The 17,509-nt window shown below is 68.3% G+C and carries 14 protein-coding genes; 4 read left to right on the top strand and 10 right to left on the bottom strand.

The window, feature by feature from the left end:
• The first annotated feature begins 5 nt into the window (after positions 1–5).
• The gene (locus tag ACLJRM_RS07980; RefSeq protein ID WP_410662666.1) at positions 6–1,280 is read left to right on the top strand and encodes an ATP-binding protein; all 1,275 of its coding nucleotides are present in this window, start codon (positions 6–8) and stop codon (positions 1,278–1,280) included.
• Positions 1,281–1,283: 3 nt separating this feature from the next.
• Here the strand turns inward: ACLJRM_RS07980 and ACLJRM_RS07975 are convergent, their stop codons facing one another.
• Positions 1,284–2,501: a hypothetical protein gene (locus tag ACLJRM_RS07975; RefSeq protein WP_410662665.1), complete on the bottom strand. Its 1,218-nt coding sequence runs from the start codon at positions 2,499–2,501 to the stop codon at positions 1,284–1,286.
• A gap of 231 nt (positions 2,502–2,732) precedes the next feature.
• Here ACLJRM_RS07975 and ACLJRM_RS07970 point away from each other — a divergent pair, with 231 nt between their 5' ends.
• Entirely contained in the window at positions 2,733–3,140 is a 408-nt protein-coding gene (locus tag ACLJRM_RS07970; protein WP_101611333.1) for a DUF3151 domain-containing protein, read from the top strand.
• Between the two features lie 67 nt (positions 3,141–3,207).
• On the opposite strand, the gene ACLJRM_RS07965 is transcribed toward ACLJRM_RS07970, so the two are convergent.
• Positions 3,208–4,434 carry a lipase family protein gene (locus ACLJRM_RS07965; protein WP_101611332.1) on the bottom strand — a complete coding sequence of 409 codons (1,227 nt, stop codon included), beginning with the start codon at positions 4,432–4,434 and terminating at the stop codon, positions 3,208–3,210.
• Between the two features lie 134 nt (positions 4,435–4,568).
• Here ACLJRM_RS07965 and ACLJRM_RS07960 point away from each other — a divergent pair, with 134 nt between their 5' ends.
• Positions 4,569–5,150 (top strand): TetR/AcrR family transcriptional regulator, encoded by a 582-nt coding sequence (locus ACLJRM_RS07960; protein WP_174720567.1) that lies wholly within the window; start codon positions 4,569–4,571, stop codon positions 5,148–5,150.
• Here the strand turns inward: ACLJRM_RS07960 and ACLJRM_RS07955 are convergent.
• The 3 genes from ACLJRM_RS07955 to ACLJRM_RS07945 all read right to left on the bottom strand — a co-directional run bounded on the left by ACLJRM_RS07955 (position 5,147) and on the right by ACLJRM_RS07945 (position 9,491).
• Positions 5,147–6,466, bottom strand: a complete 1,320-nt coding sequence (locus tag ACLJRM_RS07955; protein WP_410662664.1) for a GGDEF domain-containing protein — start codon at positions 6,464–6,466, stop codon at positions 5,147–5,149. The genes ACLJRM_RS07960 and ACLJRM_RS07955 overlap by 4 nt on opposite strands.
• A gap of 202 nt (positions 6,467–6,668) precedes the next feature.
• The gene (locus tag ACLJRM_RS07950) at positions 6,669–7,922 is read right to left on the bottom strand and encodes an MFS transporter (protein ID WP_410662663.1); all 1,254 of its coding nucleotides are present in this window, start codon (positions 7,920–7,922) and stop codon (positions 6,669–6,671) included.
• Positions 7,923–8,360: 438 nt separating this feature from the next.
• Complete coding sequence (locus tag ACLJRM_RS07945) at positions 8,361–9,491, bottom strand: LLM class flavin-dependent oxidoreductase (RefSeq protein ID WP_101611328.1); 1,131 nt, start codon at positions 9,489–9,491, stop codon at positions 8,361–8,363.
• Positions 9,492–9,614: 123 nt separating this feature from the next.
• On the opposite strand from ACLJRM_RS07945, the gene ACLJRM_RS07940 reads away from it, so the two are divergent.
• The gene (locus ACLJRM_RS07940; RefSeq protein WP_410662662.1) at positions 9,615–11,504 is read left to right on the top strand and encodes an FAD/NAD(P)-binding protein; all 1,890 of its coding nucleotides are present in this window, start codon (positions 9,615–9,617) and stop codon (positions 11,502–11,504) included.
• On the opposite strand, the gene ACLJRM_RS07935 is transcribed toward ACLJRM_RS07940, so the two are convergent.
• The 5 genes from ACLJRM_RS07935 to ACLJRM_RS07915 are packed head-to-tail and all read right to left on the bottom strand — an operon-like array spanning position 11,501 to position 17,471.
• On the bottom strand, positions 11,501–12,538 hold the full coding sequence (locus ACLJRM_RS07935; RefSeq protein WP_410662661.1) for an LLM class flavin-dependent oxidoreductase: 1,038 nt from the start codon (positions 12,536–12,538) through the stop codon (positions 11,501–11,503). The two genes, ACLJRM_RS07940 and ACLJRM_RS07935, sit on opposite strands and share 4 nt — an antisense overlap.
• Positions 12,535–14,112 (bottom strand): dipeptide ABC transporter ATP-binding protein, encoded by a 1,578-nt coding sequence (locus tag ACLJRM_RS07930; RefSeq protein ID WP_410662660.1) that lies wholly within the window; start codon positions 14,110–14,112, stop codon positions 12,535–12,537. The genes ACLJRM_RS07935 and ACLJRM_RS07930 overlap by 4 nt, the downstream gene beginning before the upstream one ends.
• Positions 14,109–14,924: an ABC transporter permease gene (locus ACLJRM_RS07925; protein ID WP_410662659.1), complete on the bottom strand. Its 816-nt coding sequence runs from the start codon at positions 14,922–14,924 to the stop codon at positions 14,109–14,111. The genes ACLJRM_RS07930 and ACLJRM_RS07925 overlap by 4 nt, the downstream gene beginning before the upstream one ends.
• Entirely contained in the window at positions 14,917–15,867 is a 951-nt protein-coding gene (locus ACLJRM_RS07920) for an ABC transporter permease (protein WP_101611323.1), read from the bottom strand. Before ACLJRM_RS07920 ends, ACLJRM_RS07925 begins: the two co-directional genes overlap by 8 nt.
• Positions 15,864–17,471 carry an ABC transporter substrate-binding protein gene (locus ACLJRM_RS07915; RefSeq protein ID WP_410662658.1) on the bottom strand — a complete coding sequence of 536 codons (1,608 nt, stop codon included), beginning with the start codon at positions 17,469–17,471 and terminating at the stop codon, positions 15,864–15,866. Before ACLJRM_RS07915 ends, ACLJRM_RS07920 begins: the two co-directional genes overlap by 4 nt.
• Between the last annotated feature and the right edge of the window lie 38 nt (positions 17,472–17,509).

Here is a 17,509-nt window from a genome sequence, read left to right as displayed (position 1 = left end):
GAGCTATGGCCGAATCGGACCTGGTACGGGCCGGCTGCGCCGTCGCGGAAGAGTATCTGGCGAGCTTCCGCGTCGTGATCATCAACGGTCCTCGTCAGGCCGGCAAGACGACCATGCTCAGGCATCTGCACCGGCGTCACGGTGGGACCTCCTTCAATCTGGACGACGAGCAGCTTCTGCAAGCAGCCATCGAAGATCCCGTCGGATTCGCCGGTACCGGTCCGGAGCCCAGGCTCATCGACGAGGTGCAGCGAGCGGGGGATCCGCTGATCAGGGCGATCAAGGCGGAAGTCGACGCGGAAGGCGGCCCGGGACGCTACGTCCTCGCAGGGTCCACTCGCTTCCTGGCGACGCCCAGCCTTTCGGAATCCCTGGCGGGCCGGGGCGTCGTCGTCGACGTGTGGCCGTTTTCGCAGGGTGAGTTCGAGGGACGGTTCGAGCGGTTCATCGATGTCGCTTTCGACGAACCCGGCCGCTTGCTCGACCTCGGAACCGTGAACGTCGATCGCACGGACTACTTCGCGCGTATCTGCCGAGGCGGTTTTCCCGAACCGGCGCTTCTCGGCAGCGCGCGTGCGCGCAAGGCCTGGTTCCGCGCCTATGTACAGGCCATCGCGGAGCGCGACATCCGGGAAATGTCCAGAGTCAACGAGCCCAGCGCCATGGCGGCCTTGTTGGCCTACTTGGCCTCCATCACGGCTCAAGAACACAACAGCGTGAACACTTCGACCAGGACCGGCCTTCATCGCACCACGGTGAACAAGTACGTCGAATTGCTCGAAGCGGTGTTCCTGGTCCACCGTCTCCCGGCGTGGTCACGAAACCTGACATCCCGGGCGGTGAAACACGCCAAGCTCCACCTCACCGACACCGGGCTCGCCGCTTCTCTGCTGGGCGTGTCCCCCGAGTCCCTGGCGAAGCCCGTGGCGCCGACTCGCGGCCCTCTTGTCGAGACCTTCATCGTCAACGAACTCGCCAAGCAGGCCACGTGGAGCGACGCCGAGGTGCGGCTGCACCACTGGCGAGTGAGCGGTGGTGCGGAGGTCGACGTGGTCTTGGAACGGGACGACGGGCAGGTCGTCGGTGTCGAATCGAAAGCGCGTGACACGGTGACCGCGGCGGACTTCCGCGGGCTCGCGCAGTTACGGGACCTTCTCGGCGATCAGTTCACGCTAGGAATCGTCCTGCACACCGGAAGCCAGAGCGCCATCAGCTTCGGTGATCGGCTGATGGCGCTCCCGCTCGCTTCGTTGTGGCTGGCCGGACACGACTCGTCTTGAGCCTCAGGCGGCCGGGAGCTCCGTGCGGCCCCGGCGCTTCTCCAGCAGCGAGTTCACCGCCCGCGTCCCAGGCCCGGCGGCGGCCCACAACACGCCCACCCCGACCAGGCAGACCGCGGCCGTCCAATACGCGACCGGCGGTGCCGACTCCGTATGCGCGTCGCCGAGGATCCACGGCCGGAACTGCGACTGCACCCACAACATCCCGTACCCGAAAGCCGTCACCAGCAGCGCGCCGACGCCCGCCGTCAGCAGCGGATGTCCTCGCCCGATGCGGAACGCCAGGTCGACCGCGAGGCCGACGGCGAGCAGGTAGAACGGCACGACCGAGATCGGGAAGCCCATCCCGAGCAGCAGCGGCCACATCACCAGCCGGTAGCCGAGGTAGGCGGCGGCGACCGTCGTCCCCGCCCAGCGGAAGCCGGTCGTGTGCCGCGCCAGCGCGAAGATCAGCGCCATCACGCCGATACCCCACAGCGGGTACACCCAGTCGTCGATCGGCATCGTGAAGTACTCGACGGCCACCCTGTCGACCGGATGCCCGATCTGGTTGGCGGCGAAGTTCAGCAGTTCCGGCTCGGCCTCGGGCGTGCCGCGTTCCCAGGCGCGCAGCCCGAGGATGCCGTACTCCTGCTGGCCGTTCGGGAAGAACGTGTTCTCCAGGAAGAACGCCCACAGTCCGATCAGGACACCGGTGCGCATCCGGCCGGGCTTGGCGTACTTCAGCCAGCCCATGATCACGCCCGCCTGCATGATGCCCGTTCCGATGTAGAGCATCATGTGCGACGGGCTCCACGCGGTCAGGTCGAGACCGTTGACGCGGTGGTTGATGACGTCCAGCGGCGCCGCGATGAGGAACACCACGAGCCCGATCTGCATCAGCCGCAGCGAGCGCCGATCGGCGCCCATCCCGGTGTAGCTGTGGATCGCCACGAGCACCATGATGATCACCGTGCCGACGGTGTTGATCAGATGCGGCGGGGCGAGGTCGTCCCGGAGCCACATGAAATGCCACGACATGTCCCAGGACGAGCCCACCAGCTTGAAGGCGAACGCGGCGAGCCACATGCCGTAGCAGAAGTTCAGCACCCAGTCCGGCGTCGCCTGTCCTGGCGCGCCGCGATGCCAGTGCAGCTTGAAGAACAGCTTCGTCTTCGCGATCGGACTGCGGGGGATGACACCCGGCGAGAGGTCCCCGGTCACTTCTGTCGCCTTTGTCATGCCGGTATCTTCCCTGCTCCAGGTCACGAGATGGGCATTTGGGGTCGAAAATCGGGGTTCACCCGTAGGGGTGGCGGATTTGCGGTCGGCGTGCGAAGCAGGGCAAGGTGTGCCGCCATGATGCCGAAACGACTTGTCGCGGCGGTCCTCGTCGCCGCTCTGGTACTGGCCGGTGGGGGCATTCTCGGGAGCCTGTTCTTCTGATCACAGGGCACGAGCACAATGGTCCGTATGACGAACCTCCTCGGCCCCCAGCCGACGCATCTCCCCGAGCACACCGCGGCCCAGGCGGCGCTGGACGCCGGGAGCGACCCGGCCGCCGTCGCCGCCGAGCACCCTGACTACAGCGAGGCGTGGGCCTCGCTCGCCGAGAAGGCGTTCGAAGCAGGCGAGACCGTCGCTGCCTACGCGTACGCCCGCACCGGCTACCACCGCGGCCTCGACCAGCTCCGCCGCGCGGGCTGGAAGGGACACGGCCCGGTGCCGTGGGCGCACCGTCCGAACCAGGGCTTCCTGCGCGCGCTCGCAGTCCTCGGCAAGGCCGCCGGAAAGATCGGCGAGACCGAGGAGTACGACCGCTGCCGGACCTTCCTCAGCGACTCGGACCCCGCCGCCGCGGAGGCGACCGGCCTCAAGTGAGCCGCAATGAAAGGCCCGTTACTTGCAAAATTTGCAAGTAACGGGCCTTTCATTGCACCGGTGACCCCTAGAACAACCCGCAGTTCCCCACGGCCGGGAGCCCCGCGAAGCGCCCCTCAAGCCAAGCGAAAGCCTCCGGGAACGCCCGGATGGCCCCGCCGACGTGAGTCGGAACCAGCGAAGTCGAGAACTGCACCTTCGCGCCCTTCGCGCACCACGAGCGCGCCATGGTCCGTCCCTGCGCGTAGGGCACGATGTCGTCGAGTGCACTGTGGACGACCAGCGTCGGCACGCCCGGCTTACGCGCTCCGATGAGCTGCTCGTCGACCCGCGTCTTGAAGGGCTCCTCGCCGAGGTACGCGGTCAGCGGCCTGCCGTCCTTGGTCAGGTTCTTCGACTGGGTGAACGCGTACCCGAAGATCGCGCCCACCGTGCACTCCTGCTTGACCTTCTCGAACGCCTCGACGCCCTTCGCGTTGAGCAGGGCCGGGATCTTCAGTTCCGGATACGCCGCGTCCATGCTGACCAGCGTGAATCCGAGGAAACCGAACGCGTAGTGCCCGTCGATGTTCTTGCCGACCTCGGCCAGGTCCGCCGGGACGGCGCCCGCGTAAGAGCCCTTCAGCTTGAGTTCGGGCGCGTAAGACGGCTGCAGTTCGGCGGCCGACGCCGACGCCCCGCCGCCCTGCGAGTAGCCCGCGGTCGCGACCGGGCCGTTGTCCGGCAGGTTCGCTTCGGGCAGGCGCTGTGCCGCGCGGATCGAGTCGAGGACGGCGTTGCCCTCGGCGGCGCGGTTGACGTAGGTGTGGACGCCGGGAGTGCCGAGGCCCTCGTAGTCGGTGACGACGATGCCGTAGCCGCGAAGCAGCAGCCCGGCGATGAAGGGACCTTCGTACTCCATGCCCGCCGAGAGGGCCTTCGACGGCGCGCACTGGTCGCCGACGCCCTGCGTCCCGGCCGCGTAGCCGATGAGCGGGCGCTCGCCCGGTCCGGTCCACGCCTTCTTCGGGGTGAGGACGGTGCCGGTCACGGCGTTCGGCTTGCCGTGGGTGTCGGTGCTGCGGTACATGATCCGCTGGACGTCCGCGTCGGCCTTGATGAGTTTCACGGGATCGACGTAGAACACGGACGGTTCGTGCCGGATGATGTCGCCGGGAGCACCCGCGGGCAGCGGCGACGGGGGATCGTAGAAGGACGGGGCGGCGATGGCCTGCTGTGCCCCGAAGGTCAGCAAGGCCGCGACGGTGGCCGCTGAGACGGCGGCGGCCACACCGCGCCGGGAACCTGGACGCATGCTTGCTCCTCGTTGAGCAGAAACATTTTCGACAGGGGTGTCGAAAAAGAGAGTCAGTGAGGTGGCGCACGATGTCAAGTCCGGCGCCGAGAGGGAGGCCCCGCAAGCTCCCGGTCGGCGAGCAACGCGCGCGGGTGCTGGGTTCGGCGGCGGGTGTCTTCGCGGCGCACGGCGCGCAGGCCGCGACGATCGAGCAGATCGCCCGGCGCGCGGGGGTGTCCCGCCAGGCCGTTTACGAGCAGTTCGGTGACCGCGCGACGCTGTTCGCCCAGGTCGTGGCCGATATCGAGGAGCGGGCTTTCGAGGCGATCGGCGCGCCCGCCCTCGACCTTTCGCAGCCCGAACTCCGGTCGTGGGCGCGCGCCAACTACGCCAACATGTTCGCCTTCGTCGCGGCGAACCCCGAGGCGTTCCCGGTCCTGCGCGAGGCGGAACGCATGGGCGATCCGGCCCTCACCCGGCTTCGGGAACGGCTCGCGGGCGTCTACACCGAGGCGAGCAGGCAGCGCTGGGCGCGCCACGGCGTCGACTCCGGCCGCGCGGACAAGGCACTGGTCACCCTGTTCTTCGCGATGACCGAGGCACTCGTCCAGGCGAGCTGGGACGGTGAGCCGCCCGACGCGGACGCGCTCATCGACCTGCTCACCGAATTCACCGTCGGCGGCGTGGTCCGCCTCAGGACCGCGGCCGCCGACGTGATGGAACGGTTGCGTTAAGCCGCGACAGCCTCCAGAGGCCTTCCAGCCTCTTCGGCTACCGCCGCCAGGTCCGGTGAGGACACGACGCGGTTGCGGCCGTTGCGTTTGGCCGCGTAGACGGAGGCGTCGGCCGACGCCATGACCTCTTCGATCGTCCTGCCGTCGAGTGGGAACGTCGCGACGCCGACCGACGCCGTCCGCTGCTCGATGACCACGGAGTTGCCCTCGTTGTCCTGGGTCTTGATGACCATCTCGCTGATCCGCTGCCGGATGCGCTCGGCGACCGCGACGGACTCCTGCTTCGACGACGAGGTCAGGAGCACCACGAACTCCTCGCCGCCGAAGCGGCCGGCGAGGTCCTGCGTCCGGGTTTCGGCTTTGACCAGCGCCGCGACACTCTTGAGCACGTCGTCGCCCGCCAGGTGACCGAAGGTGTCGTTGATGCTCTTGAAGTGGTCGAGGTCGATCATCAGCGCGCCGAACTGGCCGTTCTCGCGCTCGGCGCGGGCGACCTCGCGGACGGCGCCCTGCTGCCAGGTCGTGGCGTTGAGCAGCTGGGTCTTCTGGTCGGTGGTCGCGAGTTGTTCCAGCTGCTTGATCAGCACCGAACGCTGCAGCAGGTACAGCGGCAGGAAGACGAGCAGGACCAGCACGGGCTGCTGCGGCAGCACGGCGAGCACCAGCGCGCCGATGCAGACCGTCGAGGCTTCGAGGATGTTGTCGTCCCAGGAGCCGAGGAGCGTCTGGACGGTCGCCTTCTTGGGCGCCGCGTAGTACAGGCCGGTGCCGGTGAAGACGGCGTTCATCAGGAAGAAGGCGATGCTCGCGACGCAGATCGCGGTCACCGACGCCGGGTCGGCGCCGACGACCTGCACGGCCGCCCAGGATGCGAACGCGGTCAGCGTCATCGATGTGGCGTTCGCCACAGTTCGATGGGGGTTGACCGTGCGAAGACCTGCCCAACTGCGGTATCCGAGGTGAAGATAGATCACGGTTACGAGAAGCGCGGTCAAGTGCGGCGGCAGCAGAATCGCGCCCGGCAGCACCCAGACCGAGGTCATGTTGATGTGCGGAGTGACGCTCATGCTGCGCCGCTGCCGCTCGATCCGGCGAGTCGCCTCGGTGTGCGCGATGGCGAGTCCCGCGAGCAGAAAACAAAGCAAGACCTGCGAAGACGTGATGGCGATGGATGCTGCGAAGACCCCCGTCAGTGCCAGCATCGTCGCCACGGAAAGCCCTGTGTAGGCGATCCAGTGCTTAGGCCTCTTCCACAGCTCCCACGTCGCTACCGTGAGAGCCGAACGATGTCCAGCGCGTTCCTCCGATGTGATCATCTTTCCCCCTGACTCTTGCGTCATTCTCCGAAACCCCCTACTTACGGACAGCTTCTACCGACTTGCGGGCTGTCGACAAGCTCCCTAGGTGTGTACTTTTCTCTGAGAGGTCGAGGGAAAGGTGCCAGCGATGGCCGGTAGGGATCAGTGAACTGGGGCGCGCGCCAGACGGCCGCGCGATCGGGCCGGCGCGTGGAACACCTCAATGTTCCGCGCGTGCGGCGTCTTTTTCCTGCCACCGTTCCGGATCACCGTTGAGGCTCCGCCGCCAGCTCAAGGCCAGCGGGATCGTCAGCAACAATCCCGCAAGCCCGAAGACGCCGACCGTCGACTGCGGGCCCACCTGATCCGCCAGGATGCCGCCGATCAGCGGGCTCACGCCCATTGTCGTGGTCAGCCCGGTGTTCGACAGCCCCATCACCTGTGCCCGGCTCTCGTCCGGCACGGCCAGCGTCAGTGACGCCGTCGCCTGCATCAGCGCCACCGTGCCGAAACCGCCGCAGACCACGAACAGCAGGATCGACGACAGCGGACCCGGCTGCAGGAAGCACAGCAGCAGCGGGATCGCCGTCAGCGCCGAGAGCGGTCCGATCAGCTTCGGTCTGGCGTGCGCCGGTACCCAGCGCGAGTAGATGAACGCGCCGATCACGCTGCCGATCGGGTCGGCGGCGAGCAACAGGCCGATGACTTCGGGGCCACCGCCCGACGAGGCGACGTAAGGCGCCGCGATGCCCTCGTACACCGGCAGCAGGCCCATCAGCCAGGTGAACAGCAGTAGCGAGCGCAACCCTGAACTGGCGAAGACGATCTTCCCGCCCGAGCCGATGGACGCGAAGAACGACTTGCGCTTCTCGCCGGCCGCCGCGGCCGGGCGCGAGGCGAGGCCGAACCGGACGAACAGCGCCGAGATCAGGAACGTGATCGCGTCCAGCGCGAGGGCGATGTGGGGTTCGAGCGCGGTCAGCAGGAGACCGCCGCCGGCGAATCCGGCCAGCTGCGCCGATTGGACGGTCATGCTGCGGATCGCCATGCCGACGACGAACCGGTCGCCTTTGAGGATCTGCGGCAGCAGGGCCAGCTGGGCGGCCTTGAACGGCGGATTCAGCAACGAGACGGTGCCGACGAGGACGCAAAGGACCCAGAACGGCAGGACCGGGACGGCGACCAGCGCGATCAGCGCGGCCCGCAGCAGGTCCACGACCACCATCACGGTCCGCCGGGGGAAGCGGTCCGCGAAGCCGGTGAGGAAGATGCCGCCGAGCAGCGAAGGGGCGTAGGTCAGCGCGTACGTGAGGCCGGTCAGGGTCGCGGAGCGGGTTTCGGTGAAGACGAGGACCGAGAGCGCGACTCTGGCGAGTTGATCGCCGAAGATCGAAAAAAGCTCGGCGAACCAGAGCGAACGGAACTCGGCTACACCGAACACCTCACGGTAGGTGACCCGTCCGGCCGAAGCCATGTTGCCCCCAATAGGGTCCTTATTACGCGACAAACTCGTGACCGAGAGTAACGCGGTCACGAGCTCGTCACGAAGCGTCATTCGTTCACGTAAGTGTCTCCTGACTGTTGGTGATTGGCTAGGTTCTTTCGCCGGGTTTCTGGAGTTAGAGATCTTTTTCGGTGAAGGGCGGCCTGACGGCGCCGATGTCCCTCTGGCCGGGACTAAGGTCCAGACCAGCGGCTTTCGGTTGTTTCGGGTCCGTCGTCAGTGAAATCCGGACTCGGTCGCATCGTCCGGCTCGGGATTCCCGTTCCGCGCCGACTGGCTGGGGAGAGTTCCGCGCCGCCGGGCCGCCGAGGGCGCCCAACCGCTCTCCGACTCCGCTGAGCGACCGAAAGCGACTCCGGCGCCAACCGCCAAACGGATGATCGAACCGCACTCGGTGGAGTGAACGGCTCAGCCGTCGACCGCGAGCACTTCCCGGACCGGGGCCACCTTCGCCGCGTCCCGTTTGGCGACCTCTTCGCGCACGATCGGGATGACGTGACGGCCGAAGTCGATCGTGTCGCCGAGCATGTCGTACCCGCGCGCCGAGAGGATGTCGACGCCGAGGTCGTAGTAGTCGAGCAGGGCCTGCGCGACGGTTTCGGGCGTGCCGACCAGCGCGGTGGAGTTCCCGGCACCGCCGGTCGCGGTCGCGGTGGGCGTCCACAGTGCCCGGTCGAACCGCTCGCCCTCGGCGGCGACCGCGAGGAGCCGCCGCGAGCCGGTGTTCTCCGGATTCGTGAGCGAATGCCGCCGGGTGAGCTGCTTTCCCCCGCTCGTCCGGGCCTTGATCGCGTCGACCGTGCGGTACGCCTTCTCCCAGGCGAGTTCTTCGGTCGGCGCGATGATCGGGCGGAACGCGACCTGGATCCGCGGGACGTCGGTCCGTCCGGCGGCCTTCGCCGCGGCCTTGACCGAAGCGATCTGCTCGGCCGTCTGCGCGAGGGGCTCACCCCACAGGCAGAAGATGTCCGCCTCGGCCCCGCCCGCCGCGTACGCCGCCGGAGACGAACCTCCGAACGAGACGCCGGGCCGTGGCTGCTGTGCAGGACGGACATCGAGGACGAAGTCGGCGAAGCGGTAGTGCTCGCCTTCGTGATCGAAGGGCTCCTCGGACGTCCACGCCTGCTTCACGATCTGGATGTACTCGCGCGTGCGTGAGTAGCGCTCGTCCTTGGTGAGGTAGTCGCCTTCGCGTTGCTGCTCGTGGTCGCTGCCGCCGGTGATGAAGTGGACCGTGAGCTTCCCGTCGGAAAGCTGGTCCAGCGTGGCGAACGTCTTCGCCGCGAACGTCGGATACGAGACGTTCGGCCGGTGCGCCAGCAGGATCTGGAGCTTGTCGAGCTTCGCCGCGACGTAGGCCGCGGCCTGTGCCGGATCCGGCCCGCTCGAGCCGTACGCGAACAGCACCCGGTCCCAGCCGAAGTCCTCGTGCGCCCGCGCGAGGCGCAGCGTGTAGTCCTTGTCGAAGACGCCGCCCGACCGCGTCTGCGTCTCCGAACCGTCGTTGGTGCCTCCGATACCCAGGAATTCGACCGGCATCGTCCGTCCCTCTCGTCCGTGTCCCCCTGCACGACGAGTACGCCCGGGTTCCCCGGTGTGGCAACGAGTTCCGCTCCGTGAGAACCCGCACGCGCCCCGGGATCCCGGCGTAGCTTCGGCCTCGTGAGTACTCCAGACGTTCCCTACGTGCTCGCGGTGGTCGGCGCCGGTCCGCGTGGGGTCGGCGTGCTGGAACGACTCGGCGCGAACGCCGCCGAGTTGCTCGGCGGGCGCCGGCTGGTGGTGCACCTCGTCGATCCCTTTCCCGCCGGGGCCGGGCGGGTCTGGCGATACGAGCAGTCGCCGCTGCTGCGGATGAATTCCATGCCCGAGGACGTCACGGTCTTCACCGACGACACCGTCGAGATCGACGGTCCGATCCGGCCGGGTCCGTCGCTGATCGAGTGGGCCCGGCAGGTCCGCGCGGGCACGCTCGACGCCGAGGTCGACGGAAGCCTGCGCGCCGAACTGGACGCGCTGCAAAGCGATCACTTCCCGACGCGACGGCTGCAAAGCGCGTATCTCGCCTGGTTCCACCGCAAGGTGCGCTCCGAACTCCCCGGCGGGATCGAGGTCGTCGAGCACCGGACCCGCGCGGTGCGGCTCGAAGACGGCGAGCCGCAGTCGCTCTGGCTGGAAGACCGGTCGGATCCCCTGAAGGTGGACGCGGTCCTGTTCACCGTCGGGCATCTGGACGCCGAGCCGGACGCCCGCGAGACCGGACTCGCGGAGTTCGCCGCCCGTCACGATCTCGCGTACTACCCGGCCGGATATACCGCCGACGTCGACTATTCGGCGATCGGACCCGGGGAAACCGTGCTGGTGCGCGGATTCGGTCTCGCGTTCGTCGACCTGATGCTGCTGCTGACCGAAGGCCGCGGCGGTCGCTTCGAAGAGCAGGCGTGCGGTGGGTTGAAGTACCACCCCAGCGGCGCCGAGCCCGTGCTGCACATCGGGTCGCGCCGCGGGGTGCCGTATCACGCGAAGATCGGCTACCGGCTGAGCGGAAAGCCGTTGCAGCTTCCCCGGTTCTTCGACGCGTACGCCATCGAGAAGCTCTGCGCCGTGCCCGACCGGATCGACTTCCGCCGCGACGTCTGGCCGCTGATCTCGAAGGAGATCGCTTGGGCCTACTACAGCGAGTTGTTCACCGCCCATCCCGAGCGGGTGCGCATGGAGTTCGCCGTCTTCGCCGACGCTTTCGCGGACGCGGCACCCGGTGACCTCGGCGCGCTGGTGGCGCGGGCGGTCCCGGCGCCGGACGACCGGCTCGACCTCGACCGGCTCGACCGGCCGATGGCGGGCTCGGAGTTCGGCACCGCCGAGGAGTACGGCAAGGAACTGCGCGAGTACGTCGAGGCGGACTTGAGCCGCCGGGCCGACGCCGAGTACAGCGCGGATCTGGGCGCGTTCATGGCGCTGCTGTCCGTGATGGGCCAGCTTCCCGCGCTCGTGCAGACCGGGCGGCTCGACGCCGCTTCCCAACTGTCCGATTTGGACGGATGGTTCCTCGGCTTCTTCTCCTACTTCGCCAGCGGGCCGCCTCCGCGTCGGCTGGAGGAACTGCTCGCACTCCAGGAAGCCGGACTCGTCTCCTTCTTGGGCGCCGAAATGCGGGTGTCGGCCGACGAGGAACGGCGGGCGTTCGTCGCGTCCGGTGCGAGTTTCCAGGGAGAGACCGAGGCGCGGACGCTCGTCGAGGCGCGGTTGCCCGAGCCGAGCATCGAGCGCGCCTCGGATGTCCTTTTGCGACAGTTGCGCGACAGCGGCGCGCTCGGGGAGGAAGCGGTGCTCGACACGGTCACCGGTGACCGGCTGCTCGCCGGCCGGATCCACACCCGCGTCTCCGACGGCCGGATGCTCGACGGCGAGGGCCGTCCGCATCCGCGCCGGTTCGCACTCGGCCCGCACACGTCCGCGCGGTCCGCGGGGGCGTTCACCCGGCCGCGGACCAACGCGCTTCCCTTCCGGCAGAACGACATCGTCGCCCGCGAGATTCTGAAGCTGACCTAGCCTTCCCACACCCGGGAGGGCAGTTCCTTCCGCACGATCGGGATGACGTCGGCAGCGAAGAGCTCCAGAACGTCTCGCGCCTCCTCGGACGTCAGGCCGTCGACGGAGACCGCCTGCACCTCGTGCCCGAACGACGCGTGGTAGTCACCGATCTTGTCGATCACCTGTTCCGGGCTCCCGACCAGCGCCGAACCGTTGGTGATCTTGTCCTCCAGCGAGGTGAACTCCGACTTGTTGTGCTGGTACGCGGGCGTTTGCATCAGCGCCTCGAAGTACGGCCGGTAGCCGTCCAGCGCCGCCTGCGACGTCTTGGCGACGTACAGCCCGCCCGCGCCCGAACCGACGAGCGCGTCCGCCGGGTCGTGACCGTACTCCACCCACCGCCGCCGGTAGTGGTCGATCAGATCGGCGTATTTCTTCTTGGGGTGGAAACCGTTCGCGGTGAACAGCGGGTCGCCGAACTTCGCCGCCAGCTCGGTCGACTCGGTGCTCGACGCGCTTCCGTGCCAGATCCGCGGCCGCGGGTGGAAGGGACGGGGCTGCGTCGTGACGTCCGTCAGCGGCGCGCGGAACTCGCCCTCCCAGGTCACGCCCTCCTCCAGGAAGAGACGGCGCAGCAGGGCGAACTTCTCCGCCTGGTACTCCCACTGCCGGTCCTCGTCGAGCCCGAACAGCGGGAAATGCCGGGGATCGTTGCCCTTCCCGATCATGAGTTCCAGCCGTCCGCCGGAAAGCTGGTCCAGCGTCGCGTAGTCCTCGGCGACGCGGACCGGGTCCAGGACGCTGATCACGGTCAGCGTGGTCAGCAGCCGGACCCGCTCGGTGCGTTCGGCCACCGCGGCCAGGATCACCGGCGGCGCCGAGGAGAGGAACGGTTCACCGTGCCGTTCGCCGACGCCGTACGCGTCGAAGCCGAGTTCCTCGGCGAAAATCGCTTCGTCGACAACTCGACGCAGACGTTCGTACTGGCTCGGAGTCACCCCGCTCACCGGGTCGGGGTGGTTCGCGACGAGGGAAAAGAGCCCGAATTTCATCGTGCCTCCAACGGTTTCCGGCCCGGGATCGCGGCCAGCAGCTCCCGGGTGTACTCCGCGCTCGGCCGGTCGAGGACGTCCTGCGCCGGGCCGAGTTCGACGAGCTCGCCGCCGCGCAGCACGCCGACGGTGTCCGCGATCTGGCGGACCACCGCGAGGTCGTGCGAGATGAACAGGTAGGTCAGCCCGAGTTCGTCCTGCAGGTCGGCGAGCAGCCGTAGGATCTGTGCCTGCACCGAAACGTCCAGCGCCGAAACCGGTTCGTCGGCCACGATCAGCTCCGGGCGCAGGGCGAGCGCCCGCGCGATGGCCGCCCGTTGCCGTTGCCCGCCGGAAAGTTCGGCGGGTTTGCGCTCGAGCACCGAGGACGGCAGCGCGACCTGGTCGATCAGTTCCGCCGCGCGCGCCCGCCGCTCCGCCTTCGTGCCGACACCGAAAGCCCGCAGGGGTTCGGAGACGACGTCTTCGATGCTGAACTTCGGGTTCAGTGAGGCGTACGGATTCTGGTACACCAGCTGGAACCGGCGCCGAAGCCGCCGCAGTTCCTCGCCGCGCAGCGTGGTGATGTCCTGCCCGTCGAACTCGACCACCCCGTCGGACGGGTTCTCCAAGCGGAGGATCATCCGCGCCGTCGTCGATTTGCCCGAGCCGGATTCGCCGACCAGCGCGAGCGTCCGCCCGCGGGCGATGTCGAACGAAACGCCGTCGACGGCTCGGGTCGTCCCGAAGCTCTTGCCGAGGTCGCGGACCGAAACCAGGACGTCGGACGACGGTGGTTTCGGTTCCCGCAGCGGCGTGTCGGAAAGGCTGGGCGCGGCGGCGAGCAGATCCCGGGTGTACTTCTGTGACGGCGCGGAAAGGATCTCGCCCGTCGTGCCCTCCTCGACGACGCTTCCCTGGGACAGCACGACGATCCGCGACGCCCGGTCGGACGCGACACCGAGGTCGTGGGTGATCAGCAGGACGGCGGTGCCCGCTTCCGAGGCGAGTTCTTCGAGGTGGTCGAGGATCTGCCGCTGCACGGTGACGTCGAGCGCGCTGGTCGGTTCGTCGGCGATGATGAGCTTCGGCCGCCCGGCCAGCGCGGAGGCGATCAGCGCGCGCTGACGGAGCCCGCCGGACAACTCGTGCGGATACTGCCGCGCGCGTGCCTCGGGGTCACTGATCCCGGCCTTGCGCAACAGCTTCACCGCCTCCGCGCCCGCGGTGCGCTTGTCCGCGAGGCCGTGGATCAGCAGTACCTCGGCGACCTGGTCGCCGATCCGGTGCACGGGATTGAGCGACACCGTCGGATCCTGGGGGACCAGGGCGATCTCGCGACCGCGCACGGAACGCCAAGCGCGGTCGGAGAGTTTCGTGAGGTCACGACCGTCGAAAGTGATCTCGCCGCGCTCGATCCTCCCGCCGCGAGGCAGCAGCCCGATCGCCGCGTGCGCCGTCGTGCTCTTGCCGGAGCCCGACTCGCCGACGACCGCGACAATCTGTCCCTTGTGGACGGAAAGGTTCAGGCCGTCCACCGCGGGTATGTCCTTGTAGGAAACCGCGAGATCACGGATGGTCAGCAGTTCGCTCACCGCTCGTCTCCTTCGATCGCTCGGGACAGCCGGTTCGCGGACAGCACCACGGCCGCGACGGTGAGTCCGGGGAAGGTCGTCATCCACCAGGCGGTGGCGAGGAAGCCGCGGCCGCCCGCCACGAGCGAGCCCCACTCCGGGGTCGGCGGGGTGGCGCCGTAGCCGAGGAAGCTCAGTGCGGACACCTCCAGTACCGCCGTGCCGAAGGTGAGCGTCGCCAGCGCGAGCACCGGGCCGAGCGCGTTGGGCAGCACATGCCGTCCGAGCACCCCGGTCCACCGCACGCCTCCGGCACGGGCGGCCTCGACGAAAACGCCGCTGCGGACACGCAGTACTTCGGCACGCATCAGCCGGGCGAACTGCGCGAGATTCGCGACGCCCACCGCGATCGCGATGTTGGTCGTCCCGAAGCCGAGCGCGGTGACCAGCGCGAGCGAAAGCAGGATGGACGGGATCGCCAGCAGCACGTCGACGCAGCGCATGATCGCCGAATCGAGCGCACCGCCCCGGAACCCGGCGAGCAGGCCGAGCGCGGAACCGGTCACGAGCGCGACGACGACGGCGATCACGGTCGCCTGCAGGGAAAGCGCGGCGCCGTGCACCACCCGTGCGAAGATGTCCCGCCCGGTTTCGTCGGTGCCGAAGAGATGCGCGAGCGAAGGGCCCTGCATCTTCTCGGCGGGGACACCGGCGAGCGGATCCTGCCCGGTGAACAGGTCCGGGACGAGCGCGGAGAGCAGCGCGAACGCGAGGATCGCGATCGCGACCACCAGCCCTGGTCGCTGCCGGGTGCGGGTGAGAACGTCAGGCATCGGCCGTCTCCCGGTGTCGGATTCGCGGGTCCAGCAGCGGATAGACGAGGTCGACGGCGAGGTTGATGACGACGAACACCAGCGCCGCCAGCACGATCACCGCCTGGACCACCGGGATGTCCTGCGCGGTGACCGCCGACGACGTCACCCGTCCGATGCCGTCACGGGAGAACACCGTCTCGGTGATCACCGACCCCGCGATCAGGTTTCCCGCGACCACCCCGGCGATGGTCAGCGTCGGCACCGCCGCGTTGCGCAGGATATGTCCGAAATGGACTCTCAAGCGGCTCGCCCCTTTCGCCAGCGCGATCTCGGTGTAGGGCTCGGCGAGCTGCGTGCGGAGGCTCTTCGCCAGCACCTGCCCGATGATCGCGCCGGTCGGGATGGCGAGGGTGATCGCGGGCAGGATCAGCGACTCGAAGCCGTTCGACCCCAGCGCGGGCACCAGCCTGAGCTGGAAGGAGAAGAACTGGATGAGCAGCAACCCGACCCAGAACGGCGGCAGCGAGATCCCCAGCGGCGGCAGCGCGAGCAGGGCGTTGCCCAGCCAGCGATGCCGGGTGTAGGTGCCGGCGATCGCGATCCCACCGCCGAACAGGACCGCGAGCACCAGGGCGAATCCGGTGACCGCGAGCGTCGGCGGCAGGGCGGAGACGACCATGTTCGTGGCGTCGTCCCCGGTGGCGATCGAGCGGCCGAAGTCACCCTGCAGCGCGGCGAACAGCCGTTTCCCGTACTGCAGCGGCAGCGGGTCGTCGAGTCCGTACTCCGCCTTCGCCACGGCCAGTTGCTCCGGTGTCACGGAAAGGCCGGCCTCGCCCCCGCCGAGCTTCGCGCTGACCGCGTCACCCGGCAGGAGGTAGAGGATCACGAAGGACAAGGTGAACGCCGCCCACAGGACGAAGACGGCCTGCAGGATCCGCCGGAGCAGATACCGCGTCACGAGCCGGACACCCAGGCGTCGAACAGCTGCAGCCGTGACGACGCTTCGAACCCGACGCCGTGCGCGTTCGGCCCGTGCGCCAGCACCTGGGTCAGCTCGAACACCGGAGCCGAGTAGCCGTGCTCGATGATCGCGCGCTGCGCCTCTTCGGCGGCGGGCTTCCGCTTGGCGGGGTCCACAGTGGACGACTGCGCGTCGAGCGGCGCGTCGACCGGATTGCCCGCGGGGAGCTTGCTGCGGTTGTTCGCCTTGGTGGAGAACAGGTTGCGCAGGATGTCCGGATCCGCGCGGGTGGTGTTGTACCAGAGGTACTCGTAGTTGCCGCTCTGCGTGACCTGCACGGTCTCGGCGGTGGTGCGCTGTTCGATCTGGAGGTCGAAGCCGATCTTGCGCAACTGCTGCTGCACGAGTTCGAGCACGCTCTTGTTCTGGTTGAACACCAGGGAGAAGAGCACCTTCGCGGTCAGTCGCTGGCCGTTCTTCGTGCGGATCCCGTCCGGGCCGGGCACCCAGCCCGCGCTCTCCAGCAGCGACGTCGCCCCGGCCGGATCGTAGGCCAGCAGCGGCGAAAGGTCGGCGTAGAACGGTGTCGCCGAGCCGAGGATGCTGGTGGCCGGCTTGTAGTTCGGCGTCAGGACGGTGTTCGTGACCTCGGGCCGGTTGATGCCCTTGACCACCGCCTGGCGGACCTTCTCGTCGGTGAGCACACCCTTGGTGACGTTGGCGTGCAGGTTGAACACGACACCGGGGTTCGGGCGGGTTGGCTCGGTGAAGCCGTTCCCGGTGAACTGCGGTTCGTCGACCGGCTGGACGTCGGTGATGGCGTCGAGCTGCGCGGACGCGAGACTTCCGGTGCGGACGCCGGGTTCCGGCACGATCTTGTAGGCGATCTTGTCGAGGTACGCCTCACCCTGGTGCTTGAACAGCGACGAGCCCCAGCCGTAGCCCTTGCGTTTGGCGAGGACGATTTCCTGGTTCTGCTTCAGGCTTTCGAAGACGAACGGGCCCGAACCGATCAGGCCGTCCCCTTGGCAGCGCTGGTCCGCGGTCTTCCGGTACGCGGCGGGCGCGAGGATGCCGAGCGACATCGTCGAGCTGGCCTGCAGGAATTGGGCGCTGGGAACGGAGAACTCGATCTTGATCGTCTTCGGGTCGACGACCGTCGTGCCCTTGTACACGGCGAGGTAGCCGGAGCCGAGCTGCGATTTCGGGCCGAGGGCCTTGACCGCGTCGAAGCTCGTCTTGACCGCGGCGGCGTCGACGGGGCTGCCGTCGGAGAACGTCGCGCCGTCGCGCAGATGGAAGGTGAACGCGGTCGAATCCGCGTTGCTCTCCCATTTTTCGGCCAGCCACGGCTTGATCTCACCGGTGGACGGATCCTGGTCGGTCAGCGAATCGACCAGCTGACGGCCGACGTTGAGCGACGCGTTCGTGCCGACCTGCTGCGGGTCGATGCAGTCGGGGCTCGACGAGATCCCGAGGCGAAGCGTGCCCCCGGGTTTGGGCGGCCCGGCATCGGCGCCGGTCGAACCGCCTGCGGACGAGCAGGCGGTGAGGACGAGGGCGGACAAGGCCAGCAGGGATGTGGCGGCGGTACGGGACACCGGGTGGCCTCCAGCGGGAACGGGGCGCTCTTGTGCTT

Origin of the sequence: Amycolatopsis sp. lyj-84 (assembly GCF_046549075.1) — a bacterium.
Classification (GTDB): domain Bacteria; phylum Actinomycetota; class Actinomycetes; order Mycobacteriales; family Pseudonocardiaceae; genus Amycolatopsis.
Note: the sequence above shows the minus strand (reverse complement) of the source record. Positions and strands in the feature narration are given on the sequence as shown.

What these genes read in the sequence shown, in the direction of transcription:
- ACLJRM_RS07945 (WP_101611328.1), bottom strand. Translation starts at nt 9,491, where the DNA reads ATGCCGGTCGAATTCCTGGGTATCGGAGGCACCAACGACGGTTCGGAG.
- ACLJRM_RS07980 (WP_410662666.1), top strand. Translation starts at nt 6, where the DNA reads ATGGCCGAATCGGACCTGGTACGGGCCGGCTGCGCCGTCGCGGAAGAG.
- ACLJRM_RS07970 (WP_101611333.1), top strand. Translation starts at nt 2,733, where the DNA reads ATGACGAACCTCCTCGGCCCCCAGCCGACGCATCTCCCCGAGCACACC.
- ACLJRM_RS07935 (WP_410662661.1), bottom strand. Translation starts at nt 12,538, where the DNA reads ATGAAATTCGGGCTCTTTTCCCTCGTCGCGAACCACCCCGACCCGGTG.
- ACLJRM_RS07965 (WP_101611332.1), bottom strand. Translation starts at nt 4,434, where the DNA reads ATGCGTCCAGGTTCCCGGCGCGGTGTGGCCGCCGCCGTCTCAGCGGCC.
- ACLJRM_RS07975 (WP_410662665.1), bottom strand. Translation starts at nt 2,501, where the DNA reads ATGACAAAGGCGACAGAAGTGACCGGGGACCTCTCGCCGGGTGTCATC.
- ACLJRM_RS07925 (WP_410662659.1), bottom strand. Translation starts at nt 14,924, where the DNA reads ATGCCTGACGTTCTCACCCGCACCCGGCAGCGACCAGGGCTGGTGGTC.
- ACLJRM_RS07950 (WP_410662663.1), bottom strand. Translation starts at nt 7,922, where the DNA reads ATGGCTTCGGCCGGACGGGTCACCTACCGTGAGGTGTTCGGTGTAGCC.
- ACLJRM_RS07955 (WP_410662664.1), bottom strand. Translation starts at nt 6,466, where the DNA reads ATGATCACATCGGAGGAACGCGCTGGACATCGTTCGGCTCTCACGGTA.